General features: G+C 53.9%; 17 protein-coding genes and 1 pseudogene. 13 read left to right on the top strand and 5 right to left on the bottom strand.

What is annotated here, in order from left to right; translation table 11 throughout:
- Window positions 1-56 precede the first annotated feature (56 nt).
- Window positions 57-1,673, bottom strand: a complete 1,617-nt coding sequence (locus tag HQN87_RS07200; protein WP_173129876.1) for a mannitol dehydrogenase family protein — start codon at window positions 1,671-1,673, stop codon at window positions 57-59.
- The gene (gene uxuA, locus HQN87_RS07195) at window positions 1,673-2,749 is read right to left on the bottom strand and encodes a mannonate dehydratase (protein WP_173129873.1); all 1,077 of its coding nucleotides are present in this window, start codon (window positions 2,747-2,749) and stop codon (window positions 1,673-1,675) included. The genes HQN87_RS07200 and uxuA overlap by 1 nt, the downstream gene beginning before the upstream one ends.
- Before the next feature lie 223 nt (window positions 2,750-2,972).
- Between uxuA and HQN87_RS07190 the strand changes: the two genes are divergently transcribed.
- Window positions 2,973-3,626, top strand: a complete 654-nt coding sequence (locus tag HQN87_RS07190; protein WP_173129870.1) for a GntR family transcriptional regulator — start codon at window positions 2,973-2,975, stop codon at window positions 3,624-3,626.
- 31 nt (window positions 3,627-3,657) lie between these two features.
- Here the strand turns inward: HQN87_RS07190 and HQN87_RS07185 are convergent, their stop codons facing one another.
- Window positions 3,658-4,563 carry an AraC family transcriptional regulator gene (locus HQN87_RS07185; RefSeq protein WP_254075386.1) on the bottom strand — a complete coding sequence of 302 codons (906 nt, stop codon included), beginning with the start codon at window positions 4,561-4,563 and terminating at the stop codon, window positions 3,658-3,660.
- 303 nt (window positions 4,564-4,866) lie between these two features.
- Here HQN87_RS07185 and HQN87_RS07180 point away from each other — a divergent pair, with 303 nt between their 5' ends.
- The 4 genes from HQN87_RS07180 to HQN87_RS07165 all read left to right on the top strand — a co-directional run bounded on the left by HQN87_RS07180 (window position 4,867) and on the right by HQN87_RS07165 (window position 13,151).
- On the top strand, window positions 4,867-6,951 hold the full coding sequence (locus HQN87_RS07180) for an alpha-glucuronidase family glycosyl hydrolase (protein ID WP_173129867.1): 2,085 nt from the start codon (window positions 4,867-4,869) through the stop codon (window positions 6,949-6,951).
- Window positions 6,952-7,020: 69 nt separating this feature from the next.
- A complete protein-coding gene (locus HQN87_RS07175; RefSeq protein WP_173130187.1) occupies window positions 7,021-7,815 on the top strand; it encodes a Nif3-like dinuclear metal center hexameric protein in 795 nt (264 codons plus the stop codon).
- 212 nt (window positions 7,816-8,027) lie between these two features.
- Window positions 8,028-9,623, top strand: coding sequence for an extracellular solute-binding protein (locus tag HQN87_RS07170; protein WP_173130184.1), 1,596 nt, complete (start codon window positions 8,028-8,030; stop codon window positions 9,621-9,623).
- A 36-nt stretch (window positions 9,624-9,659) separates the two neighbouring features.
- Complete coding sequence (locus tag HQN87_RS07165) at window positions 9,660-13,151, top strand: glycoside hydrolase family 2 TIM barrel-domain containing protein (protein WP_173129864.1); 3,492 nt, start codon at window positions 9,660-9,662, stop codon at window positions 13,149-13,151.
- A gap of 157 nt (window positions 13,152-13,308) precedes the next feature.
- On the opposite strand, the gene HQN87_RS07160 is transcribed toward HQN87_RS07165, so the two are convergent.
- Window positions 13,309-14,634: a sugar phosphate nucleotidyltransferase gene (locus tag HQN87_RS07160; protein ID WP_173130181.1), complete on the bottom strand. Its 1,326-nt coding sequence runs from the start codon at window positions 14,632-14,634 to the stop codon at window positions 13,309-13,311.
- 16 nt (window positions 14,635-14,650) lie between these two features.
- Window positions 14,651-15,466 carry a DUF6492 family protein gene (locus tag HQN87_RS07155; RefSeq protein WP_173129861.1) on the bottom strand — a complete coding sequence of 272 codons (816 nt, stop codon included), beginning with the start codon at window positions 15,464-15,466 and terminating at the stop codon, window positions 14,651-14,653.
- A gap of 217 nt (window positions 15,467-15,683) precedes the next feature.
- On the opposite strand from HQN87_RS07155, the gene HQN87_RS07150 reads away from it, so the two are divergent.
- The 8 genes and pseudogenes from HQN87_RS07150 to HQN87_RS07115 all read left to right on the top strand — a co-directional run bounded on the left by HQN87_RS07150 (window position 15,684) and on the right by HQN87_RS07115 (window position 24,823).
- Entirely contained in the window at window positions 15,684-16,439 is a 756-nt protein-coding gene (locus tag HQN87_RS07150; protein ID WP_173129859.1) for a YheC/YheD family protein, read from the top strand.
- Window positions 16,440-16,777: 338 nt separating this feature from the next.
- Window positions 16,778-17,209: a MarR family winged helix-turn-helix transcriptional regulator gene (locus HQN87_RS07145; RefSeq protein ID WP_173129857.1), complete on the top strand. Its 432-nt coding sequence runs from the start codon at window positions 16,778-16,780 to the stop codon at window positions 17,207-17,209.
- A 21-nt stretch (window positions 17,210-17,230) separates the two neighbouring features.
- On the top strand, window positions 17,231-18,625 hold the full coding sequence (locus tag HQN87_RS07140) for an MATE family efflux transporter (RefSeq protein ID WP_173129855.1): 1,395 nt from the start codon (window positions 17,231-17,233) through the stop codon (window positions 18,623-18,625).
- Window positions 18,626-19,677: 1,052 nt separating this feature from the next.
- Window positions 19,678-19,910, top strand: a pseudogene (locus tag HQN87_RS07135) (hotdog family protein).
- A 111-nt stretch (window positions 19,911-20,021) separates the two neighbouring features.
- On the top strand, window positions 20,022-21,041 hold the full coding sequence (locus HQN87_RS07130; protein WP_173129853.1) for a LacI family DNA-binding transcriptional regulator: 1,020 nt from the start codon (window positions 20,022-20,024) through the stop codon (window positions 21,039-21,041).
- A 219-nt stretch (window positions 21,042-21,260) separates the two neighbouring features.
- Complete coding sequence (locus HQN87_RS07125) at window positions 21,261-22,241, top strand: ABC transporter permease (RefSeq protein ID WP_173129850.1); 981 nt, start codon at window positions 21,261-21,263, stop codon at window positions 22,239-22,241.
- Between the two features lie 14 nt (window positions 22,242-22,255).
- Window positions 22,256-23,143 carry a carbohydrate ABC transporter permease gene (locus HQN87_RS07120; RefSeq protein WP_173129847.1) on the top strand — a complete coding sequence of 296 codons (888 nt, stop codon included), beginning with the start codon at window positions 22,256-22,258 and terminating at the stop codon, window positions 23,141-23,143.
- A gap of 48 nt (window positions 23,144-23,191) precedes the next feature.
- The gene (locus HQN87_RS07115) at window positions 23,192-24,823 is read left to right on the top strand and encodes a type 2 periplasmic-binding domain-containing protein (RefSeq protein ID WP_436836461.1); all 1,632 of its coding nucleotides are present in this window, start codon (window positions 23,192-23,194) and stop codon (window positions 24,821-24,823) included.
- Window positions 24,824-24,833: the final 10 nt, after the last annotated feature.

The raw sequence follows: 24,833 nt of genomic DNA, 5'->3' as shown, positions 1-24,833 counted from the left end.
CCCTTAATTATGGGCGGTACAGCCATTTCTACGTGTATCCGTATATCCGGCTACACTCAGCCGATATACTTCTCCAGCGTAGCCCTTACCGCGCCAGGTCCGGCCAGCATCTCGGTGAACATGGCCTCTATAGTCCCGCCCAGTCCGGCGGCATACAGATCTACGCCGAAGATGGCCTGATCCTCCAGCACCGCCCGCACGCCTGCGGCCTCGGCAGCATCCGCGCCCAGCGTAATTCCTGCGAGACGCGCTTGCAGCGAATCCAGCAGCGGATCGGAACTTAGCGTGAACGCAGCGCCTTCATCGTTCACGCCAAGCAAGTACCGGCACCAGGCGGCGATCGCCAGCGGAATGGCAGTCAGCTGCGAAGGATCGAGATCCTCGCGGCGGATATACGACTTGATGGTCTCGCCAAAGCGGATGCCGACCTTCTGCGAGGTGTCGGTTGCGATCCGCTGCGGGGTATCCGGAATGAACGGGTTGGCGAACCGCTCCTGCAGCACTTCATCCAGGAACTGCTTCGGACTCAGGATGCCCGGATCTACCACAACCGGCAGCCCTTCCTTGTAGCCGATGGTCTCCACGAGTCTGCGAAGCGTGGCGTCCTTCATCTCATCGGCAATCAGTGTGTACCCGAGCAGACAGCCGGTTACAGCCAGCGCCGTATGCAGCGGGTTGAGACAGGTAGTCACCTTCATGGTCTCCACCTTGTTGACCGTATCGCGGTCCGTGAAGATGACGCCGGCATCTTCAAGCGCCGGGCGGCCATTCGTGAACTTATCCTCGATCACCAGATATTCGCTGATCTCGGCGTTGACGAATGGCGCAGTGTACGTATTCTTCGAGGTGACGATCACATCCATGCCGCCGATACCCTGCGCAAGCAGCGCTTCCTGAATAGATTCGGACGGACGCGGCGTGATTTTGTCGATCATGGACAGCGGGAACGTAATCTTCTGCTCATCCTCAAGATAGGACACGAAGCCTTCTTCCACATGGCCCTTGGCTGCCCATTCTCTGGCGATGGTGACCATGCCGTTCTTCAGCTTGTCGCCGTTATGCGAGCAGTTGTCCATGCTGACGAAGGTCATCGGGAACTGTCCCTTCAGATAACGCTTGTAAGCGAAGGAAGCGACTATGCTCATCGCATGGACCGGGTGATCCGGTCCGCCGGCAATATCTTGCTCGACGATGCCGAGATACTGGCCGTCCGGACCGGTGAGGGAGTAGCCTTTTTCCGTAATGGTGAAGCTGGCCATCTGCAGACTGGGATTCTCGAATACTTCAGTCAGGCGGCTGTAATCCGCTTCCCGGGTCTTGTCTGCGGTGATGCCTTCCACGATGCTGCTGACGATTCGCTTCTGGAAGTCGCCGCGCGCATTCATCAGCACCAATAGAGTCAGATTATCATAAGGCTTGTAGACCTTATCAATCATCTCGAAGTCGAAGGTCTCAGCAGCAATGATGCCGGTGTCTGCCTTACCGCTGTCAAGCAGCTTCTGGTGGGCATTGGCCACGAAGCCCCGGAAGATATTGCCTGCGCCGAAGTGAATCCACTCCGGCTTCTCCAGCGTATTCTGCGCGACCGCTGCGAAATCGAACTGCGGCAGCTCTACACCTGCGGCTTCCCAGGCTCCGCGGTCCGCAATGCTGCTTCTGGTGAGGCTCAGCATTATTTCGCCCCCTTGGCATTCTCCAGGCTGTCCCATACGCCGAGCAGGTACATGATGCCCATGGCTCTGTCGTATAGACCGTAACCCGGACGGCAGTTTTTCTCCTCGCCCCAGAGATGTCTGCCGTGGTCCGGACGCACATAGCCGGTGTATCCGTTCTCATGGTAAGCCTTGACAACCTCCGCTACATCGACGCTGCCATCTTGCCCCCGGTGGGATACTTCAATGAAGTCTCCGTTCTCGAATACCTTCACATTGCGGATATGGGCAAAATAAATCCGGTCATGGAACTCGCGGATCATCGCCGGAAGATCATTCTGCGGGTTGGTTCCAAGCGACCCTGTGCAGAAGGTAAGTCCGTTATACGGGCTGTCTACCATGTCGAGGAACCGGCGGATAGAATCGCGGCTGCGGATAATGCGCGGCAGTCCGAAGATCGGCCAGGCCGGATCGTCAGGGTGAATCGCCATACGGATATCCACTTCTTCACATACCGGAATAATGCGCTCCAGGAAATACTTCAGGTTGTCGAACAGAATGTCCTCGGTCACATCGGCATAAGACGCGAACAGCTCATCCAGCTTCGCCAGACGCTCCGGCTCCCAGCCCGGCATGGTGAATTCTCCGGCACCCTTCAGAATCCGGTCCACCATCTCGCGCGGATTATCGGTAATGGCAGCCTTTTCATAAAAGAGTGCATTAGAGCCGTCCGGCAGCTCCTTGTACAGCTCTGTACGGGTCCAGTCGAACACCGGCATGAAGTTGTAGCAGATGACCTTAACGCCAACCTTGGCCAGCTTGCGGATCGTATCAATATAGATGTCGATATATTTGTCGCGGGACGGCAGTCCGATTTTGATATCATCATGAACGTTGACGCTCTCAACAACCGCAGTGCTGAAGCCCTTGGCTGTAATCTGATCGGCCACCTTCTGAATTTCTTCCATCTCCCAGACCTCACCGGCAACCTTATGGTGCAGCGACCAGACGATGCCCATTACTCCCGGAATTTGACGCACGTGATCAAGGGTAATGTTGTCGTTGCCCTCGCCATACCATCTCCAAGTCATATTCATTGTCATTTCCTCCTTGTAGATAAACATAAATACAAATGATAACCATCTGAAGCCTTGGGACAATTGACCTTACGGATGAATCATTGTGTGGTAGAATGAACTTGTATACAAGATATGATTCGTAATGATCATAGAATACGCTCTCATCTTTGTCAATGAAATTCGTATCTCTTTTCTATATAATGGGGGGAGAAGAATCCCGTACAGAAAGTTGGTCTATTCCATGACTTCCAAAAAAGAAATAATGGCCTATCTGAAGCAGGAGATCCTCTCTCTTGAGCTGAAGCCGGGGGCGATGATCAGTGAGACTGCACTCTCCGAGCGCTTCCAGCTGTCAAGAACGCCGATCCGCGATGTGCTGAAGCAATTGGCCCTGGAGCAATACGTCGACATTTATCCCAAAAAAGGAAATCTCGTTTCGTACATAGATCTGGAGTCGGTGGAACAGATTATCTACCTCCGCAATGTGCTGGAGAAGGAGATTATGAAGTCGCTGGCCGGGAATTTCCCATTAAAGGGACTGCATATGCTGAAGGACAATCTTGCGCAGCAGCAGAGATGTATTGAGCAGGAGGAGGGAGCAGAGGTGTTCCTGCAGCTCGATGATCAATTTCACCGCACCATGTTCGGCCTGGCCGGCCGTGAATTCCTGTGGGGCGTGCTGCAGCAGTTCAATGTGCATTATATCCGCTACCGCAAGCTGCATATGCTGAAGGACGAGAAGCTGGCAGCGATTCGGCAGGAGCATCAGCAGCTACTGGATTATATCGTGCAGGGAGATACCGCCCGGATCGACGAGCTGGTGCATCACCATCTGCGGGCAGATATCGACTCCAAGAACCTTCAGGAGCATTTCGCTACTTATATCAAAAAGTAGTCCGTTACCCTGCCCGCTGAAACGCAGTGTTCTATTCACCGGACTCGCGGTATTCCCGGGGAGACTGGCTGCTCCAGCGCTTGAACTGCCGGCTGAAATGGGCGATATCACGGTAGCCGAGCAGGCTGGAAATCTGGCTGACAGACAGGCTGTGGTCATCCAGCAGCACCTTGGCCTCATGCAGCATCTGCTCAGAGAGATAGACCCGGGGGGAGATGCCGAATACCTGGCGGAACACCCGGTAACAGTGGGAAGCGCTGATCCCCAGCTCAGAGGCGATATCATCTATACCGTAATGGCTGTCACCCGGCAGCTCCTGCTTGAACTGCTGATAGACGAGCCCCTGGAGGCGGCTGCGGATCTGGTGGGCCAGCTCGATCTTCTCATAGGTGCCGGGGGAGGAGACATCGGCTTCCAGTGAGAAGACTTCCCAGAGCTGGGCGAACAGGTCGAAGACGGCAGCCTGCAGCCTCATGCGCTGAGACATGGTGATGCCGCCCGGCTCTGAGGCTGCAATCTCCACCAGCCTGCTCAGAACCGGTCCCAATCTGTGGGCAATATGGCTCTCTGAGGTGAACAGCACAGGGTTCAGACGGCTGAGCAAGGAGATCAGCAGCTTATCATCAATATCGAAATGGATGCAGAAATACGTAAAAGGCCTGCCGTTTCCGCTGCGGCTGGAATGCGTATCGCCCGGCCTTAAGAGGACCAGATCCCCGGCACGCTGGAGGAAGCTGTGGTTGTTAACAATCAGCTGCTGCTCTCCTTCAAGCACATAATTGAATTCATACTGGGGATGGGCATGCTGCGGATAATCCCATTCCGCGCTCACTTTGCGCAGGTGCATGCCGAACAGGTTAAGTGTGGTCTTCACATCCGGGATGATGGTCTCACTAAGACTTTGCCCCGGTACAGGCGGTACAAAAGCTGCCACCAATAGATTCGCCCCCTGACATTTTACATTGGATTAGAATATTAGAATGAATGGATGTACGCCATGCTTTATTCATTAAAGTATACAAGAGTTCAGCTTGAAACATAAGAAAGTATAGGTTCACTCGATAAACTATCCTTCTATTTCTCGCAGAAACGGTACCGCCCTCTTAAGGACGGTGAAGCCGTTTCTGCTTGATTTGGGTAAATAATAGCTTGATTTGACAATGTTCCGGGCTGCCGGCTGCGTGGTAGGATGAACCTGAACAGCATCTAGTATACAAGATGAACTGGAGGAGATAAGGACATGGGACAACAATCCGGGAATGGGAATGCCGCACGAAATGACAGCGGATACAATGCGTGGTTAAGCTATCCGAAGCTGCCGCAAGGACCTCTATATATGCAATACTCGAAATGGTGCGGAGCCGTATCCGTTACGGAAGAGCATGATACGCTCCAGGCTGCACTTCGTGAATGGCAGAGAGGCATCGCATCCCTGCTGGACATCCAGGCGGTGTCTGCTCCGCAGCCGGAGGGATTCCGGGTAGCGTTCGGTACCTTTGGCGGCGGTCATCCGCTGATTAAGGATATGTATGATAACAAGACCGTTAAGGCGGTGGGGGACGAAGGGTTCGTGATCCGCACCAGCCAGTCCCTGAAGTGCATCGCTATAGGAGCCTCCTCTCCGGCGGGTGTCCTATACGGGGTCTTCCATCTGCTGCGCCTCATCGCCAGCGGCAACGACATCGAGAATCTGGATGAGCTGGTGAATCCGGTGAACTCGCTGCGTATGATTAACCATTGGGATAATTTCGACGGCAGCGTGGAGCGCGGCTATTCCGGGCGGTCCTTCTTGTATGAGAATAATCAGTTCACGCAAGATATGGACAGAATCACGGATTACGCACGGCTGATGGCTACAGCAGGCATCAACGCCATTGCCATCAATAATGTGAACGTCCATGCGCTGGAGACGCTGTTCATCTCCACTTACCTGCCGGATGTTGCACGAATCGCCGGTATCTTCCGTATCTATGGCATCCGTCTGTTCCTGAGTGTGAACTTCGCTGCTCCTATGCATGAGGGTGAAGTGGGCACGGCAGATCCGCTGGAAGCCGGAGTACGGGAATGGTGGAAGTCCAAAGCAGCAGAAATCTATGCCGCCATTCCTAATTTTGGCGGGTTTGTGGTCAAGGCTGACTCAGAGAACCGTCCCGGTCCGTTCACCTACGGGCGGAATCATGCCGATGGCGCGAATATGCTGGCGGAAGCCCTCGAACCGTTCGGCGGCATCGTGATCTGGCGCTGCTTCGTATATAACTGCAAGCAGGACTGGCGTGACCGCAAGACGGACCGGGCCAGAGCAGCCTACGATCATTTCAAACCGCTGGACGGCCAATTTAACGACAACGTTATTCTGCAGATCAAGAACGGACCGATGGATTTCCAGGTCAGAGAGCCGGTCTCCCCGCTGTTCGGGGCACTGGAGCGGACGAATCAGGTCATTGAATTCCAGATTGCCCAAGAGTACACTGGACAGCAGCGTCATGTATGCTATCTGGTCCCGCAGTGGAAGGAGATTATGGAATTCGATACACTGGCCAAGGGCGGAACGGCTCCGGTGAAGCGGATTGTTGACGGCTCGCTGTGGGGCAACCGCTTAAGCGGAGTGGCTGCGGTATCCAATGTGGGTAATGACGCGAATTGGACCGGCCATCTGCTGGCCCAGGCTAACCTCTACGGCTTCGGGCGTCTGGCCTGGAACCCGGAGCTGAGTTCAGAAGCTATTGCCGCCGAGTGGATCGCTCTGACGTTTGGAACAAAGGCTGCCGCCGCTGGCGTGATCAGCCGGATTTTACTGGATTCCTGGGAGATCTATGAGTCCTATACGGCACCGCTTGGAGTGGGCTGGATGATCAATCCCGAGCATCACTACGGCCCGAATGTGGACGGCTATGAATATTCCATGTGGGGCACCTACCATTATGCGGATCATCAGGGCATTGGGGTAGACCGGACCGTGGCTACCGGCACCGGCTATAGTGCCCAGTATATGGGCAGCAACGCCCTCCGTTATGATTCACTGGAGGAATGCCCGGATGAGCTGCTGCTATTCTTCCATCATGTGCCGTATACCCATGTGCTGCATTCCGGCAAAACAGTGATTCAGCATATTTACGACACCCACTTTGAGGGTGCGGAGCGTGCCGAAGGGCTGCTGGACGCGTGGAGCGGACTGAAGGGCAGCATCGCGGACGGCCTATACACACAGGTGGAGGAACGCCTTAAGGGACAGGCCGCCCATGCCAAGGAGTGGCGTGATCAGATCAATACGTACTTCTACCGCAAGAGCGGAATTGAAGATGCCGGCAACCGCACCATCTATTGATCACCTGAGAGGGTAAGGGACATGAACAAGATCATACAGACTGTGTACCCCGGTCGTGAGGAGGGAAGCATGACACTGACCTTCGGAGAGGTTATCAGGCATTTAGAAGCAGGGATCCCGGAGCCGCACAATACTGTAGACAAGCTGGAGCCGGGTGCCCCCGAGACGGAAGTGCTGGGGATTGTGACCGCCTTCTCCGCTTCCCACGAGGTCATTGAGCAGGCGCTTACACTTGGCGCCAATCTGATTATTACGCATGAAGGTGTGTATTATAGTCATCAGGACCGGCGCGAAGGGCTGGAGAATGATTCTGTCTTCCGGCAGAAATCGGCATTGATTGCAGGTTCCGGGATAGGGATCTACCGCTTCCATGACTATGTGCACCGTTATACACCGGACGGGATTATGGAAGGGCTGCTGCGGGAGCTGGAATGGGAGCCGTATGTGGAGCGGAATCTGCCCCATGTGTCGATTCTCTCCATTCCCGGGATGACGGTATCAGAGATCGCCGGATATCTGAAAAGCAAACTGCATATTCCTTATATCCGTGCGGCCGGTAATCTGTCTGCCCGGTGCAGCAGGGTAGGCGTGCTGGTCGGCTACCGTGGCGGCGGTGCATCGACAATCCCGCTGTATGAGCAGGAGTCGCTCGACCTGGTTATCGCCGGAGAAGGCCCGGAGTGGGAGACCCCCGAGTATATCCGGGATGCACTCCGGCAGGGCCGGGACAGGGCGCTGATTATGCTGGGCCACGCCGAGAGTGAAGCGCCGGGGATGAAGCTGCTGGCAGAGCGGCTGGCCTTGCGGTATCCCGGCGTGCCGGTACATTTCATTCCGGTTCAGCCCGTTTTTCATATGGTATAGCAACAGAACCTCTTTGAAGGTAAGAAGGCCCGGGGAAGCTCCCTGCGGCTCTCCGGCCGGCAAAGAGGTTTTGTATATTCTGCTGCTGTCCGCCTTTTTGCGTTTTTGACCATCAATTCCCCATTTTGAATATTGAATGGTTACCAGATTCAGCTTACATTGGAGAGGCACCAAGTCCTCAGACTAACCTTATTACGGAGGTCTTATCATTGATGACATCATTGAGATGGAACAAGCCGCTTGCTGCTCTGCTGGGTCTCGCCTTGCTTGCCGCAGGCTGCAGCAGCCCCAGGAACCTTGACAGCGCTCCAAGCTCTCCTGCCGGGAATACGTCTGCTTCGCGTGAAGCCGCCGGCGGTTTCACTTATCCGGTGCCGGGCGGATTGGAGCTGACATATATGAACGAACAGCCGGGAGGCACGCCGGAGCGCCTGCCGGTTGATGAAGAATATGAGAAGCGCACAGGCATCTCCATCCGGCAGCTTGGCGGAGCACCCATGACCGACCAGAAATTCAGTCTGCTGCTGGCATCGGGCGAGCTGCCGGATATTTTCCTCAATACCTGGCTGCAATACCCGGGCGGTCCGGATCAAGCTGTGGAGCAGGGTTATATTCTGAAGCTCAATGATCTGATTGACCAGTATGCTCCTAATCTGAAGCGGACCCTTCAGGAGAACCCGGATATCGACAAAATGATCAAAACCGATGACGGCACCTACTACGCCTTCCCGTTCATCCGCTCGGAGATTGGGAGGGTCTACGGCGGGCCGATTATCCGCAGGGATTGGCTCGATGAGCTGAATCTCAGCCTCCCGGAGACGATTGAGGAATGGCATACTGTGCTGACTGCTTTTAAAGAAAAGAAACAGGCCGCATCCCCCTTAACCTTACGCACCATGTTCCTGGGGGAACGGACCGGCGGGTTCGCCGGGGCCTTCGGTGTAATGGGGAACTTCTACGTCAACGACGGAAAAGTGGTCTACGGTTATCTGGAGCCGGGTTACAAGGAGTACCTGAACACGATGAGCCAGTGGTACCGGGAAGGGCTGATTGACAAGGATTTCGCCTCGATTGATGCAGCTACCGTTGATAAGAAGATGACTTCGGGTGTCAGCGGGGCAACGATCGGCTGGCAGTACTATATTGAGAAATACAATTCGGCCGTGCAGGCCGGTGATCCAGAGGCAGATTTCGCGGCTGCTCCCTACCCCTCTGCTGTCAAAGGCGGACTTCCGGAGTTCGGCCAGCTGGATAATGCTTATGCCGGGACCAGCTCTGCGGCCATCTCGGCTACAACCCGGCATCCCGAGGCCGCTATGCGCTGGCTGGATTATGCTTTTACCAGGGAAGGCAGCATGCTGAATACGTATGGGATTGAAGGCATTACGTATACGCTGGAGGACGGCAAGCCTGTCTATACCGATCTTGTGGTCAAGAATCCGGACGGGCTGGGCAGCGACCAGGTCATGACGCAATATTCGCACGGCACCAACTTCCCGATGATCCAGCAGGACAATAACCTCCCGGCCAAATATCCGGCAACAACCGAATCCATCGGCATCTGGAAGCAGACCAATCATGAGAGCCACCTGCTGCCTCCCGTAACGCCGACTGCCGAAGAAGCGGATGAGATGAGCAGTATAATGAACGACATCCATACTTTTGTGAAGGAAACCGAACTCAAGATCATCCTGGGCATGGATTCCATAGACCATTATGACAAGTATGTTCAGCAGATGAAGGATCTGGGCATCGGACGGGCACTTGAAATCCAGCAAGCCGCCTATGAACGTTATTTGAACCGCTAAGCCCGGCTATGGGAATCCAGAGGAGGAAGCACAGCAATGAGTATAAGGAAGAAACTTAGCAACAATTGGCAGTTCTGCAAGCAGCCGCTTCATACTGGGCTCGCGGAGGCCGCAGCAGATAACGGATGGATGCCGGTTACGCTGCCGCATGACTGGCTGATCTATGATACCCGGAACCTCTATGAGAACGGAGAGGGCTGGTACCGCACCAGCCTCCGCTTCGATGAAGTGCCTGATGATGAGCTGGTGTCCCTGCGTTTTGAGGGAGTGTATATGAACTCGACACTATATGTGAACGGGCAGGCGGCGGGGGAGTGGAAATACGGATATTCTACCTTTGAATTTGACATTACCCCGTACCTGATAGCGGGAGAGAATGAGATCTATATGCGTGTGATTCACGAAGCCCCCAATTCCCGCTGGTACTCCGGGGCCGGAATCTACCGGCCGGTCTGGCTCAAGACGACGCCGAAGACCCGTATCGCCGCTGACGGGATTTATATTGTTGCCAGAGCAGGAGCGAGCGGGTCCTGGATAGTGGATGTAGATGCGGAGCTGCATCTCTCTGAAGAAGCTGCGGCACAGGGTACGAGGCTGAAGCTGCGGCACAGCCTTCTGGATGCGCAAGGAGCGGTAATTGCCGGGCATACCACGGAGGTGCCTGTGCAGGAGGGGCTAACCGTACATAGCCAGAGCCGTCTGACGGTGGATCAGCCCTTGTTATGGGATATTTGCAGTCCCAATCTCTATAGCCTGCAATCGGAGCTGCTCGCAGAAGATGAGGTCATTGAAACGGAGAAGGAGCGCTTCGGCTTCCGGACCCTGGAACTGGACAGTGAGAGGGGCTTCTTCCTCAACGGTCGTCATGTCAAAATAAACGGAGTCTGCCAGCATCATGATCTGGGCGCTCTGGGGGCTGCCGTGAACAGGGCGGCTCTGCGCCGCCAGCTCGTCCTGCTGCAGGAGATGGGAGTCAACGCCATCCGTACCGCGCATAATATGCCGGCTGTAGAGCTTATGGAGCTGGCCGATGAAATGGGGCTGCTGATCGTGTCGGAAGCCTTCGATATGTGGGAGCGCAGCAAAACGCCTTATGATTACGCACGGTTCTACCCGCAGTGGTGGAAGCTTGATGTTGCCAGCTGGGTGCGTCGCGACCGGAACCGTCCTAGCCTGCTGATGTGGAGTATCGGCAATGAGATCTATGACACTCACGCAGACAGCCGGGGCCAGGAGCTTACCCGGGAGCTGCAGGCTGAGGTGCTGGCCCATGATCCGCAGCGCAATGCGTTTGTTACCATCGGCTCGAACTATATGCCCTGGGAGAATGCGCAGCGATGCGCAGATATCGTTAAGGTGGCAGGCTATAACTACGCGGAGAAATATTACGGGCAGCATCACAAAGAGCATCCGGACTGGATCATCTACGGCAGTGAGACCTGTTCGACGGTGCAGAGCCGGGGAATCTACCATTTCCCGCTGGCCCAGTCTGTGCTGGCCGATGATGACCAGCAGTGCTCTTCCCTCGGGAATAGCTCGACCAGCTGGGGGGCCAAGAGTACAGAGGCTTGCATCACCGCTGACCGGGATGCGGGCTTCTCGCTGGGGCAGTTTCTCTGGACAGGCTTTGACTATATCGGGGAGCCTACTCCGTATCACACCAAGAATTCGTATTTCGGGCAGCTGGATACCGCCGGTTTCCCTAAGGATTCCTACTACATCTATCAGGCGGAATGGACAGATTACCGTAATCATCCGATGATTCATATCTTCCCGTACTGGGATTTCTCCCCGGGCCAGCTGATTGATGTGCGTGTCTGTTCCAATGCTCCCCGTATGGAGCTGTTCATGAATGAAATCTCGCAGGGCATTGTGGAGATCGATCATGCCCGCGGACACAAGCTGCTTGGAGAATGGCAGCTGCCTTACGCGGACGGTATCCTGCGGGCGGTGGCTTATGATGAGCAGGGGGAGATCGTTGCTGTAGAGCAAATCTCCTCTTTCGGAGATGCGGCTTCGCTTGTTCTTGCTCCCGACAAGCGGGTAATCACAGCAGACGGCACGGATCTTATCTTTGTAACGATCAGCACACTGGACCAGGAGGGGCGCCCGGTAGCGAATGCCAATAACCGGGTTCATCTCAGTATTGAAGGTCCGGGACGGCTGATTGGCCTGGATAACGGGGACAGCACGGACTATGATTCCTACAAGGGAGTAAACCGCCGGTTGTTCAGCGGTAAGCTGCTGGCAGTGATTGCCGGAACACTGGATGCCGGTATGATTACCCTGCGGGCAGCTTCTGAGAATCTGGCTTCTGCTGAGCTTACCCTACAATCGGTGCTTCCAGCGCCGGGAACGGCCGCCGAAGATGAGCTGTATCTGTATGCGTATAACCCGCTGGAGGCGGATGCTGTATCCGGGTATCCGGAGAGCGGCCGGGATAGAGAGATCCCGGTCCGCAAGCTGGAGATTATCTGTCCCGGAGGCAATGTTCTGACGCCGGAGCAGCCGTCGCTTCCGGTCCGCGTCAGGCTTCATCCGCAGGGTGCCTCGTGGCAAGATGTCGAGTGGCGGATTACCAATGCCGCCGGGATTGATGCCAATATTGCCACGATTGAGACGAATGGGCATGAGGCGGTAATTACGGCCTTGGGAGACGGAGAGGTGTATATCCGCTGCGGAACAGCCAATGGCGCTGACGGGATACGGCTCTATTCACAAATGGAATTCAAGCTGACCGGACTGGGTCAGGCCTATCTGAATCCGTATGAATTTGTCTCCTCCGGGTTCAGCAGCGGCCATAGCCGGAATCTGACCAACGGCAATGAACGGGGGGTCGCCACGGCCCGCGAAGGGGAGAGCCGGATCTGCTTCGAACGGATCGACTTCGGGGATTATGGAGCCGATGAGATCATTCTGCCGGTCTTCTCGCTCGATGATCAGGAATTTCCGATGGAGATATGGGAAGGTATACCCGGTACGCCTGGTGCCGAGCGGCTCACCACTGTGACTTACCAGAAGCCATCCCGCTGGAATGTATATCAGGAAGAGCATTATACGCTTCCCAGACGGCTGACGGGCATCACCTCTCTGTCCTTCGTGGTGCGCAAGAAGATTCATCTGAAGGGCTTCTCGTTTGTACGTAAGCCTAAGGCATTCGAGCGTCTGAATGCCCTGGACAACACTGCGGTCTACGGGGATACCTTCACTATTACGGAGGATGCCGTCGAGGGAATCGGCAACAATGTGTCGCTTATATTTGCCGGAATGGACTTCGGAGCAGCGGAATGCTCACGGCTGGTCATCTGCGGACGCTCGGCGCTTGCGGGCAATACCCTGCAGATTCTGTTCAGCGGTTCCGGCGGCGAAACGAAGCAGCTGATCGAATTCGCCGGAAGCGGCAGCTACACGGAGCGTGAATTCAGCCTGGACATGCCGGTCAGCGGCAGCCTGACCGTCACCTTCCTGTTCCTGCCGGGCAGCCGGTTTGACTTCAAGTGGTTCCAGTTCCTGCCGCCGTCACTCTAGAATCTGCACTATCCGGCGATCCGCCAGTGGATGGTCTAAGGACAGGCAACAGCTTTCACCGCGAATAAGGGATACCGCAAACAGCCGGGTGGTTGGCGTTTGGGGTATCCCTTTTGAGTGTGAGGCGGGATCTGCGAAGAAGCCCGGGAGCTTCCTGTCAGCAGCCGTAGTCCTTCCCGTCATCGCCTGCTTCACTTATCCGCACCTCTATAAGCTTCATTGGACTGAAGGCACGGACCGTATGTCGTTGTCCCCTGGCTATGGTATAGCTTCCCCCTGCAGCTGCGGCGGATGTGTGCCCGTCCACGGCTACCTCTCCATGACCGGACACAATCATCCAGGTCTTGGCGGAATGCGGACAGACTCTTTCAGGTATGTCATGGTCCAGCAGCAGGGTCAGCATTACCGTAAGGACAAGGCCGGCGCCGCCTGACTCACGGTCAAGGACAGTATAGCTGCCCCAGCCCGTTTCTCCATACCGCATCTCCTTTGCTGAATTCTCCATCAGAATATCCTTGATGAGGTTTGCTTCCTTCCTGCCGGCGATCAGGATGCCATCGGGACTGGCTACGGCGACTATACCGGGGACACCAATGACATGCAGCGGTATCCCCAGCTCGTTAATAAGCTGACTGTTCCCGCATTCTCCCCATAGCCCGCCTTCTCCAATGACCTGTGAAGGCAGCCGGTCCGTCAGCGTATCCCAGCTTCCCAGGTCGGACCATTCGCCTTCATGTCTTACGACGACAGCTCTGGTGCTGCGCTCCGCCACTTCCTTGTCGAAGCTGCGGACCGGGAGCCCCGGATACAACGCGGTCAATGCCGCGGATTCGGCAGGCAGCCCCAGCCTCTCCAGATGCTCCAGCAGGAAGCTCAGCCGCGAAGCGAATACCCCGCAGTTCCATAACGCCTGTTGTCGCATCAGCTCCCGGGCTCCAGCCACATCAGGCTTCTCTGCAAAAGATAATACCGGAGCATACACGCCGGAGTCACCCTGTGCCGGGACGATATAGCCGTATTGCTCCGAGGGATAAGCAGGCCCTGTTCCAAGCAGGAGGAGCTCAGCATGCGAGGCGGCCAGGATATCTTCAAATTGGTGAAACTGGCGGAAGAAGCCGTCATCCGCGAACATATCGGCCGGAGCGATACAGACGATGTCCTCCGGCTGTGCCTTTCCGGCAGCAAGCAAGTGCAGGGCGCCCAAGGCGGCTGCAGTGAAGGTGCCGCGCTTGCAAGGCTCCCCGATGACCGGATAACGGCTTCCGGTATACCGCTGTGTGAGGGCGACCTGCTCCTGGTGTGCTACCAGGAGCAGGGATTCGTCCAGTCCGGCATGAGCGAGCTGACGGCATACCCGCCCGAGCATGGACTCCGTGCCCCCGTCCGGTGCAGGAAGCAGCTGCAGGAACATCTTGGAGCGGATGCTGCCGGACAGAGGCCATAGCCGCTGGCCGGAGCCGCCGCACAGAAGGATAGTATGCATCACTTTGCGTGCCTCCTTAGGGCTTGCCCGGAGTAGAATATCCCTTGCGCTGATGGAAGGAGAGTGAACGGTAAGACCCGGCATACTTCTGAATCTGCGATTGCGTCAGGGAGCCTGCCGGGATCTTCAGCGATTTATTCTTGGCGTTCTTGAGCAGCACGGCGGTGCGGTTTCCGCTGTACACGTAGTTGGCATAGGTCTCGAATTCGGAGAAGCCGAACTGTCTCTTCTTGTTGATACTGCGGATAACGGCGGCATGCCAGGACATTCCGTGCCTTGCTTCAATGGTTCGTTTGAGACTGGCCAGCTTCGCGGACTCGAACAGCATATAGTGGGTGACACAAGATTTGGGGGCGGAGGCAGCGGCACCGAGCAGCTTGCGGTAGGTGCGGAAATACTCCGGCTGGCTCCAGTTACGGCAATAGAAGATGCTTTTCCCGCCGGAACGGAACCGATGGGGACGAATGAGCACCGTATCCGCATCAATGACCAGGAAATATTTCTCGCGGCAGATATGATCCCCGTTCATCTTAAGCAGCTGCTGATACAGCCAGCCTGAGCGGTTCCAGCGGGTGGAGGAATAGCGGATAGCTTTTTTAGTGAACGGCAGGACGGTGGTTTCATTGACAAAAACACAGCTTTTGCGGGAGCACAGTTGTCTGATTCTACTGTTATTCGGCGAGACAATATAGATATTGCTGATAGGGTGCTGGACATACTTGCGAAGACTATCAATCACATAAGGAAGGGTGGCGAGATCTTTTTCGATAGCAGGGATCAGGATGTCGATCGAAGGAGCACTTGAGGTCACACTTACCGTAGCAACGGACATGGATTCATCTCCATACATATATTGACATTTGAGCGTCTTCACTAGGGTATGCCTGGGGAGCGTCGGTTGATAGGGCCATCATCCTGATAAAGTTAATCTTTCCGTACGGGACAAATGATATATTCAAGGGCACCTCCAGCGGCATAGGATACAGTGAATATGTAATTATATGTAAAAAGGGAGCACTGGCTCCCATCCCGGACAGGAGAGTGCATAAGTGACCGCCAAAAAGGTTCAGTCAGGACAGAGCAAATGGTATAAGACACAATTGCTGCTTAAGAACGAGTGGATTAAGTCCTTCATCCCCGATACCCGGAGAATGAGCAGGCGCAATCTGGAGCAGATGATCCACAGTTACGGAATGATCTATATCAAGCCGGAACGGGGAACGTATGGCATTGGAGTAATCCGCGCGGAGCGGAGAGAGCGGGAGGGATATACGTACCAGTATGAGGAGACCCTCCGCCGGTTCACTACCTTTGAGGCTTTTCATCACAGTCTCGTGAAGAAGCTCGGTAAGAGGAGTTATCTGCTGCAAAAAGGCGTCCATCTGCTGAAGCATAACGGGCGCCGTTTCGATATCCGGGTGATGGTGCAGCTCAGTCCCAAGGGGGTCTGGGAAGCTACCGGGATTATCGGCCGGCTCGGGCATCCGCGCAAAATTGTGACCAATTACCACAGCGGCGGCAAACCGACCGCAGTGGAGCATTTGCTCTCCACCCATCTGTCTGCGCAGCAGCTTATGCAGCTTAAGGGGGATATGAACCGGCTGGGCACACGCATAGCGGTACAACTGAAGAAGACTTTTCCGCATCACCGGCAGTTTGGTGTAGACATCGGACTGGACCGCTCACTGAAGCCGTGGATTATTGAAGTGAACATGAATCCCGATCCTTATATTTTTAATCAGCTCAAGGATAAATCCATGTACCGCAGAGTGATGAGGTACCGGCGTTATGGCTTGAAGCATTAGTACGGCGTACCAGAGGTTGGCTCCCGGCATGTGGGGGGGCCGCCTCTGGTATTTGCCGTTTCGGGAAGCATACACTTCCCCGGCAGGAAGCCGTCAGGTTTCGGGAGGGCCCCTTCATGAACTGTCACCGGTAGCCAACGCGGGATAAGTGTAGTTTAAACTCAGTTTACATTCCGGCTGTACATTCAGACTACAGCAGCGCAATGAAGAATGCCGGAAGGAGGAGAGCCGGGTCTGCTTCGGCACCTGGATAGTTAGAACATTGACAGTTAGAGTTCTATGTATTATATTTGACTTGTTACTTATAATTCTATCTAAAATAAAAAGGGGACTTGAACATGACTGAACCCATTCTGCATACACCGTATTCCGATTTGTTCCGTGAGATTGGCCTCAAGCTTAAGAGCTCTGCCGATGCCCGGCTGAACGAGCTGGGCCTGAATTCCGCGCAAGGCCGGATGATCGGATATATCTATGAGAATCAGGACCAGGGCGTGATCCAGAAGGATCTGGCGGAGCAGTTCAAGCGGCGGGGAGCCAGCATCACCAGCATGCTCCAGGGTCTGGAGAAGAAAGGCTACATCGCCCGCGTCACCGATGAGAAGGACGAGCGGCAGAAGCGGCTTACCGTGCTGGAGAAAGGGGTTGTCTTGGTGGAGGAATTCAACCGGATGTTCGCGGATGTGGAAGCAGGCATTACCCGCCAGCTCACCAAGGAGGAGGCATCCGCCCTGCTAACGCTGCTGTCCAAAGTCAATCAAAGCCTGTAATTACGACCGGAGGTATGAATTATGAAACAAGAAGTGTCCAATCAATATTACCTGGAGTCCGCTCCAATGAAGAAGGCTATCTTCCATTTGTCGGTTCCCATGATGATCGGCATGTCAGTCGGAACGGTATACAATGTGATCAATGCGTATTTCATCGGCCTCCTGCATAACACAAGTATGCTGACGGCAATTACACTGGGCCTGCCGATTTTCACTGTTCTGATGGCTTTCGGTAACGTGTTCGGGGTAGGCGGCGGAACCTTCGTCACCCGGATGGCCGGGGAGAACAATACCGCAAAAGGCAAGCAGATCGCCGGATATACCTTCTATGCAAGCATTATTGCGGGCCTTGTTATCGCCCTGCTGGCCATGTTGGCCATTAACCCGCTCACGCGGCTGCTTGGGGCGGATGCGGCAACCTTCGGCTACACGAAGACCTATGCCCTGACGCTGTTCGCCGGCGGCTTTGCGGTCGTGCTCAACTTTGCGCTGGAGCAGCTAGTCCGCGCGGAGGGAGCGTCGAAGGAGTCCATGTATGGTATCTTTATCAGCACAGCGCTCAGCCTGATCTTTGATCCGCTGTTCATTCTGATCCTGGACTGGCATGTCGCAGGTGCGGCGCTGGCCATGTGCCTGGCTAACCTGGGGTCTGCGGTCTATTATCTCTATTACCTGGAGAAGCGGAGCCAGAATCTGCGGGGATTCCTGAAGCAGTTCAGAATATCCCTGCAGGATCAGCTGGAGATCTATAAGGTCGGCATCTCTGAGCTGCTGCAATGCGCTTTTCTGATCGTGTCCACCCTGCTGCTTAATAACTACTCCATCCAGTATGGTGAGAATGTGGTAGCCGGGTTCGGGGTAGCGCTGAGAATTGTGCAGATTCCGGAGTTCCTGTCCATGGGACTGTTCCTGGGCCTGATTCCGCTCTTCGCCTTCACCTATGCCAGCAAGAACAGGGCCAGACTTACCTCCAGCATGAAGTACGCCTTCAGTTATATTGCGGGCATCTCGTTAGTATTTGTAGCCCTGGTCTTTGCATTCAGAGGGCCGGTCCTGCATCTGTTCTCCAGCGATAACTCAGTGATCGGCATGGGAACCTATATCCTGGGGGCGATGCTGGTATCCGCGCTGTTCAACGGGTTCACCGGTCTGTTCATGAGTATCTTCCAGGCTACAGGCCAAGGCGCACAGGCCGCAGTTGTCGCGGTTACGCAAGGTGTACTCTATATCCCGGTCATTATCCTGCTGCATCACTTCTTCGGCCTGCACGGGGTGATCTGGTCGATGACCATTACCGAGGTAATCACTAGTCTCCTGGGAGCCATCCTCTTCATCGGCTTCAACCGCAAGCTACGGAAGCTGGGACAAGAGGGCAACCCGCAGAATGCGGTCCCCGCTCCAGCTGGACAGGTGTAAGCGGAGTGGAGAGTTGCGTGGGGGTGTGAGGAAAGGTAGATAGTGTGTAGGGAGTAGAGTTACTGGGAGAAAAAGTAGATAGTGTGTAGGGATTAAAGTTACTGGGAGGGAATGTAGATAGTATGTAAGGAGTAGAGTTACTGTGAGGGAATGTAAATAGTGTGTAAGGAGTAGAGTTACTGGGAGAAGAAGTAGATAGTGTGTAGGGAGTAGAGTTACTGAGAGAAAAAGTAGATAGTGTGTAGGAAGTAGAGTTACCGTGTGAGGATCATAGATATTAGCAGCATATAGCGTGAGGTGAGTGTAATAAGAGTTGCTTCTACCGTGGAAGGCAGGTTCGGTCAAGTATTCCGGTAACAACACGGATGGGAGTCCTGCTATCCGCCACTCACCTGACTATTAAGTTGATATCCGGACACTCATCCATAGTGTCCATCCAAAAAACCTTGAATCTTCAAGGTTTTTTGGTGTATGGAAAAGTTAATTGTCTTTCAAAGTTTATAAGTCCAATTTAACTAACGAACTTCCCATATCGAGAGGGATAAATCCCTCTGAATCCGCCGAAAGTCGGCAGAGTGGGGCAAGGAGAGGGATAAATCCCTCTGAATTTGCCAAAAGTGGGCAGAGTGGGGCAAGGAGAGGGATAAATCCCTCTGAATCCGCCGAAAGTTGGCAGAGTGGGGCAAGGAGAGGGATAAATCCATCAGAATCCGCCGAAAGTGGGCAGAGTGGGGCAAGGAGAGGGATAAATCCCTCTGAATCCGCCAAAAGTGGGCAGAGTGGGGAAAGCAGAGGGATAAATCCCTCAGAATTTGACTAAAAGCAGGCGGCTGCGGGAATAAGGAGCACAAGTGCACCTGAATCTGCCGAAAGCAGGCGGCAGGTGGGAATGAGGAGCACTAGTGCACCTGAATTTGCCAAAAGCTGGCGGCAGGCCGAAATAAGGAGCACAAGTGCACCTGAACGCATCATCATCGGCATAACTCCGGCATAGCTAAATCCCGGTGCTTTATAGTAAAATTAGATAAATTTGAACACAGGGGAGTTACTGTATGCTGGACGTTAATGAAATTCAGGCGCGGATTCCACACCGTTATCCGTTTCTCCTGGTAGACCGGATCACCGAGCTTGAAGAAGATATCCGGTGAAGCCGGGGGATCAGCTGCGCCTTGAATTTGAAGTGACCCGGGTCAAAGAAATGATTGTCAAAGGAACCGGGACCGCTACAGTAGACGGTGAACGAGTGTGCGAAGCTGAGATTATGTTTGCGTTCGGCGGGCAATAATTAGCGGAAAAGGTGGCTGAACAACCCTCATGACAAAAAGTGTTGTATTTAAAACGGTTTCATGCTATTTTATAAACTATAAAAACGTTTTTATTGAAGAGGAACAATGATATGGCAAAGATAACGATCAAAGACGTAGCCAGAGAAGCGGGGGTCTCCATCTCCACGGTCTCGAACGCCTTGAATGATGTGGATGTCCTCAATCCGGAGACCAAATCCCATGTGCTGAAGGTCGCCCAGCGCCTGAATTATGTTCCGAACCTGAACGGCAAGCTGCTGAAATCCGGTACCACCAAGATGCTGGGGTTCTTCACCACAAGTGTGTCAGGCCCGTACTTCTACAAGCTGGTAGAGTCGATGGCCCGTCAATGCGACCGCCTGGGCTATGGCCTGAATGTATTTGTCACCAAGGACAAACATGTCATTATGAGCAATATTCTCGGACGGCGCGTGGATGGTGTCATTATCTATGAAGAGCTGGGCATTGACGAGAAGGACATTGCCGCCATGAAGAAAGACAAGATTAAGGCGGTGTTTCTGGACCGGGTGCTGGAAGACGAGGGGATGGGCAGCATTATTTTTGATTCCTACGAATCCGGCTATGAGGCGACGAAGTATTTAATCAGTCTTGGGCATAAGAACATTGCCTATATCTCCGGCGTAGATACGATGTTCGACAGCGTACAGCGGCGGGAAGGTTACCTGGCGGCGCTGCGCCAATATCAGCTCCCGGTGGATGAGGATTATATTATTCAGGGTTATTTTGAGGAGGATAGCACCTATAATGCCGTGAAGTCCTTCATCCGCGTGCATCCCGAGAAGTTACCCGACGCCTTCCTGGCCGGGAATGATATCAGTGCAATGGGCTGTATTCAAGCGCTTAAGAGCTACGGCTATGAAGTTCCGCAGGACGTCAGTGTGATGGGCTTCGATGATATTGACATTGCCCCCTATTACTCGCCCCCGCTCACGACCGTACGGAATCAGATTGCAAGGCAGGGGATGCTGGCGATCGACCATCTGGTCCGGATGATTCAGGAGAAGGAGCAAGGCGCCGTGCAGAAGCTGCAGGGTGAACTTATCGTAAGAGGCTCAAGTCATGTGAAGCTGGAGCGGAAGGACCGCACTTAGCGTGCAGGAATGGTGTTAACTACATGAATAGCAGGGGGATTTTTCTGAAAGATAAGAATTTATATGCTTCGCGCAATAAATCTTGCTTTTCTTTCTCGCTGAAACGGATGCCATCCTTTTGAAGGTCGGTGCAGGCGTTTCTGCTTGCCCAAAAATAAAAACGTTTTTATTGAACCGGACATTTGCATGACCATTTCTTGATTGGGAGGGGAGAAGAACATGAGTAAAACAGCTCCAGCACCTTCAGCTTCAATACCGCCGTCCGCCAAGAAGTCTATGGGGCAGCGGATCAAAGAATTTGCAAGCGATTACAAAAGGCAGTGGGAGATTCAGTCGATGGTGCTGCCGGGCATTATTTTTATGATTATTTTCTGCTACATACCGATCTATGGCCTCAGCATCGCCTTCAAGAATTACACGGTCATTGATACGCTATCAACCGCACCCTGGGTGGGACTGGATAACTTCAAGATTATTCTGTCTGACGAATATTTCTGGGATGCGGTCGTGAACACCCTGGGGATCAGCTTCCTGAAGCTGGGGATCGGGTTCATCATTCCGATTATTCTCGCCATCATGATCTACGAGCTGAGTATGGGCCGCTTCAAAAAATTCGTCCAGACGATCTCCTATCTGCCGCATTTCCTGTCCTGGATCGTACTCGGCGGGATGCTGATCACCTGGTTCTCCACCTCAGGCCTGTTCAATGAGCTGCTGCTGAATCTCGGGCTGATCTCGAAGCCGTCCAACATTCTGCTAGATGCAGGCAAGTACTGGTGGATTGCCACGCTGTCCGATATCTGGAAGGAAGCCGGATGGGGCACGATTTTGTATCTGGCGATTATGGCCAAGATCGATCCGACCTACTATGAAGCGGCCAAAATAGATGGAGCCAGCCGGCTCCGCCAAATCTGGAACATCACCCTTCCGAACATGAAGCCGATTATCAGCCTGAATCTGATTTTGACGGTAAGCGGTCTGCTCGGCTCGAATCTGGATCAGACGCTGGTCCTGATGAACTCCCAGAACCGGGCCAAGGCTGAGGTTATCAACTCTTATGTATACCGCATGGGGATGACGCAGGGAGACTTCTCTTATGCCACCGCCGTGGGTTTGGGTGTCTCCATTGTGTCGGTGATCCTGCTCGTAACAGCCAACAAAGTCACCAGTAAATTGAACGATAATCAATCGGTGTTATAGAGGGAGGTCTTTGTGTGAATCGAAAGGTGGTTAAAGAAGATCTCGACAGCCGGATCTTTGATGCGGTCAATATGATTGTGCTCAGTGTGTTCATGGTTATTATCCTCGTTCCCTTATGGAACGTTATTATTTCATCGCTCAGTTCAGGCAAGGCGCTGGCCGAGGGCGGATTCATCTTCTGGTCTAAGGAATTCTCCCTGGAGAATTACCGGGCGGTATTTAATGACAGCAGCATCGGGCAATCCTTCATTGTCTCCGTCGCCAAAACGCTCATCGGGGTCATCACCCATGTGTTCTTTTGCGCCATGATCGGCTACGGTCTCAGCAAAAGATATATCCGCGGCCGCAAGCTGTATGTGGCGATGGGCGTCATTACGATGTTTTTCTCCGGCGGGATGATTCCGACTTATCTGCTTATTAAATCCCTCGGTCTCCTGAACAGCTTCTGGGTGTATATTATCCCGGCGTTATTCAGCTATTACGATGTTGTGATTCTGATGAATTTTTTCCGGAACGTCCCGGATTCGCTGGAAGAGTCGGCTAAGATCGACGGCGCAGGCGACTGGCATATTTTCCTGAAAATCTTCATTCCGCTATCCATGCCCGCTATGGCCACAATCGCCCTCTTCAACGGGGTGGGGCAATGGAACGACTTCATGACCACGAAGTTATATATCACCGATCAGGCACTGTACCCGCTGCAGATGAAGCTGTATGAGATTATTGTGCAGTCGCAGACCCAGTCCATGCAGAACATCGGCGGCTCCGTCGTAATTGAAACCACCACCAAAGGGGTTCAACTGGCAACCATTGTCATTACTACCCTGCCGATTGTTGCGATGTATCCCATTCTTCAAAGATACTTTATCTCCGGCATGATGGTGGGGGCAGTCAAGGAGTAGGGCAATGATTTCAATATCATATTTCAGGGAGGTATATTAATGATTAAGATGAAGAAATTCCCGGGTCAAAAGAGTCTGAAGCTCGCGCTGCTCCTGCTCTCGGCTATGCTGGTTGTGGCAGGCTGCAGTTCAAACGGCGGCTCCAAGAAAGCCAGCGAGGTGTCGATTGAAGACCGCTACACGGCAGACCCGGAGACCCCGGCCTGGAAGCTGGATAAGAAGAGTGAGACTACAGAATTAACCTGGTATGTCAACGCGGACTGGTGGAATACGGACTTCGGCAAGGATGTTGTAACCAAGAAGATCAAAGAGGATCTGAACATCAATATCAAGTTCATTACCGGGGACGATACCAAGCTGAACACCTTCTTCGCAGGCGGCGATATGCCGGATCTGCTGACGATCTTTGACTCGAATTCTCCGGTTGTGCAAAAAGCCGCTACCTGGGCGCTACCGCTGAACGAGCTGGCTGAGAAATATGATCCGTATTTCAACAAGGTGGCTGCTGCCGACACCCTGAACTGGTTCCAGCTGAAGGACGGCAAAACCTATGGCTATCCTAACTATTCCAATACACAGGCCGATTATGACAGCGGTAACATTCCGGCTAAGACGGCTTTTGTGATCCGCAAGGATGTCTATGAGGCGCTGGGCAGCCCGTCCTTCGGGACCCCGGAAGAATTCAAGCAGGTGCTGAGCGAGATCAAGGCCAAGTTCCCGGACATGATTCCCTTCGGCTTCAATGCGATTGGGGAGGGTACCGGCTCGCTGGGGGATGTACTGCAGGACTTCATCGGGGTTCCGCTGGAGACTGAAGACGGCAAGTTCTACAACCGCAATCTGGATGAGGATTATCTGGCCTGGCTGCGGACGCTGAATGCTGCTTACAGAGACGGGGCGATCAGTGATGACAGCTTCGCAGATGACGGCACAGGGTTTGAGGAAAAGGTGAAATCCGGTAAATACGCCACAATGCTGCTCGATGGTACGCCCCAGCAGGGCGGGAACCTGCAGATTTTCATGAGTGCCAATCCGGGAAAAGAGTATATCGCCATCGACGGCCCGCAGAGCACAGCAGGACATCAGCCTACCCTTAATCAATCCGGTATTACGGGCTGGATGATCAGCTACATCACCAAAGACTGCAAGGACCCGGCCAAGGCGATCCAAATCTTCACGTATCTGCTGAGCGAAGAGGGACAGAAGCTGATGAACTACGGGGTTGAAGGCGTGACCTACAAGACCAATGCTGACGGAACGGTTGAACTGCTGCCGGAAGTGAAGGATCTGCAGCTTAACAATGCGGATAAGTTCAAGAAGGATTACCGGATGGGTGAATTCATGTTCTTCGGACATGACCGCCACAAAGCGCTGAGCAAGGATGCCTTCCCTGAATCGATCAAGCAAATGCAGGAATGGGGCAAAGGCAAGCTGAAGCCGCATTTCATCCTGGAGAATATCAATCCTGATCAGGGGACGGCAGAAGCCCGCGGCCTGAGCGCGATCAATACCAACTGGAATACCTCCATGGTAAGCATGATCCGTGCGAAGGACGACGCGTCCTTTGAAAATACCTTGGCTGAGTATAAAGCCTTCCTGGATAAGAACGGCTGGGATAAGATCGTGGAGGTCCGCAGCGGCAAGATGAAGGCCAACAAGGAGAAGCTGGGCATTCAATAAGCGAGGCGCA

The sequence above is a fragment of the Paenibacillus tritici genome (genome assembly GCF_013204885.1).
In the GTDB taxonomy this organism is placed as follows: Bacteria; Bacillota; Bacilli; order Paenibacillales; family Paenibacillaceae; genus Paenibacillus_AQ; species Paenibacillus_AQ tritici.
The sequence above is the reverse complement of the archived record's forward strand: the minus strand, read 5'-3'. Positions and strand labels throughout refer to the sequence as shown.

Excerpts from the sequence above, each read along its gene's own strand:
- HQN87_RS07160 (WP_173130181.1), bottom strand. The coding sequence starts at position 14,634 with ATGCATACTATCCTTCTGTGCGGCGGCTCCGGCCAGCGGCTATGGCCT.
- HQN87_RS07165 (WP_173129864.1), top strand. The coding sequence starts at position 9,660 with ATGAGTATAAGGAAGAAACTTAGCAACAATTGGCAGTTCTGCAAGCAG.
- HQN87_RS07130 (WP_173129853.1), top strand. The coding sequence starts at position 20,022 with ATGGCAAAGATAACGATCAAAGACGTAGCCAGAGAAGCGGGGGTCTCC.
- HQN87_RS07145 (WP_173129857.1), top strand. The coding sequence starts at position 16,778 with ATGACTGAACCCATTCTGCATACACCGTATTCCGATTTGTTCCGTGAG.
- HQN87_RS07140 (WP_173129855.1), top strand. The coding sequence starts at position 17,231 with ATGAAACAAGAAGTGTCCAATCAATATTACCTGGAGTCCGCTCCAATG.
- HQN87_RS07200 (WP_173129876.1), bottom strand. The coding sequence starts at position 1,673 with ATGCTGAGCCTCACCAGAAGCAGCATTGCGGACCGCGGAGCCTGGGAA.
- HQN87_RS07180 (WP_173129867.1), top strand. The coding sequence starts at position 4,867 with ATGGGACAACAATCCGGGAATGGGAATGCCGCACGAAATGACAGCGGA.
- HQN87_RS07175 (WP_173130187.1), top strand. The coding sequence starts at position 7,021 with ATGACACTGACCTTCGGAGAGGTTATCAGGCATTTAGAAGCAGGGATC.
- HQN87_RS07190 (WP_173129870.1), top strand. The coding sequence starts at position 2,973 with ATGACTTCCAAAAAAGAAATAATGGCCTATCTGAAGCAGGAGATCCTC.
- HQN87_RS07125 (WP_173129850.1), top strand. The coding sequence starts at position 21,261 with ATGAGTAAAACAGCTCCAGCACCTTCAGCTTCAATACCGCCGTCCGCC.
- HQN87_RS07115 (WP_436836461.1), top strand. The coding sequence starts at position 23,192 with ATGAAGAAATTCCCGGGTCAAAAGAGTCTGAAGCTCGCGCTGCTCCTG.
- HQN87_RS07170 (WP_173130184.1), top strand. The coding sequence starts at position 8,028 with ATGACATCATTGAGATGGAACAAGCCGCTTGCTGCTCTGCTGGGTCTC.
- HQN87_RS07155 (WP_173129861.1), bottom strand. The coding sequence starts at position 15,466 with ATGTCCGTTGCTACGGTAAGTGTGACCTCAAGTGCTCCTTCGATCGAC.
- uxuA (WP_173129873.1), bottom strand. The coding sequence starts at position 2,749 with ATGAATATGACTTGGAGATGGTATGGCGAGGGCAACGACAACATTACC.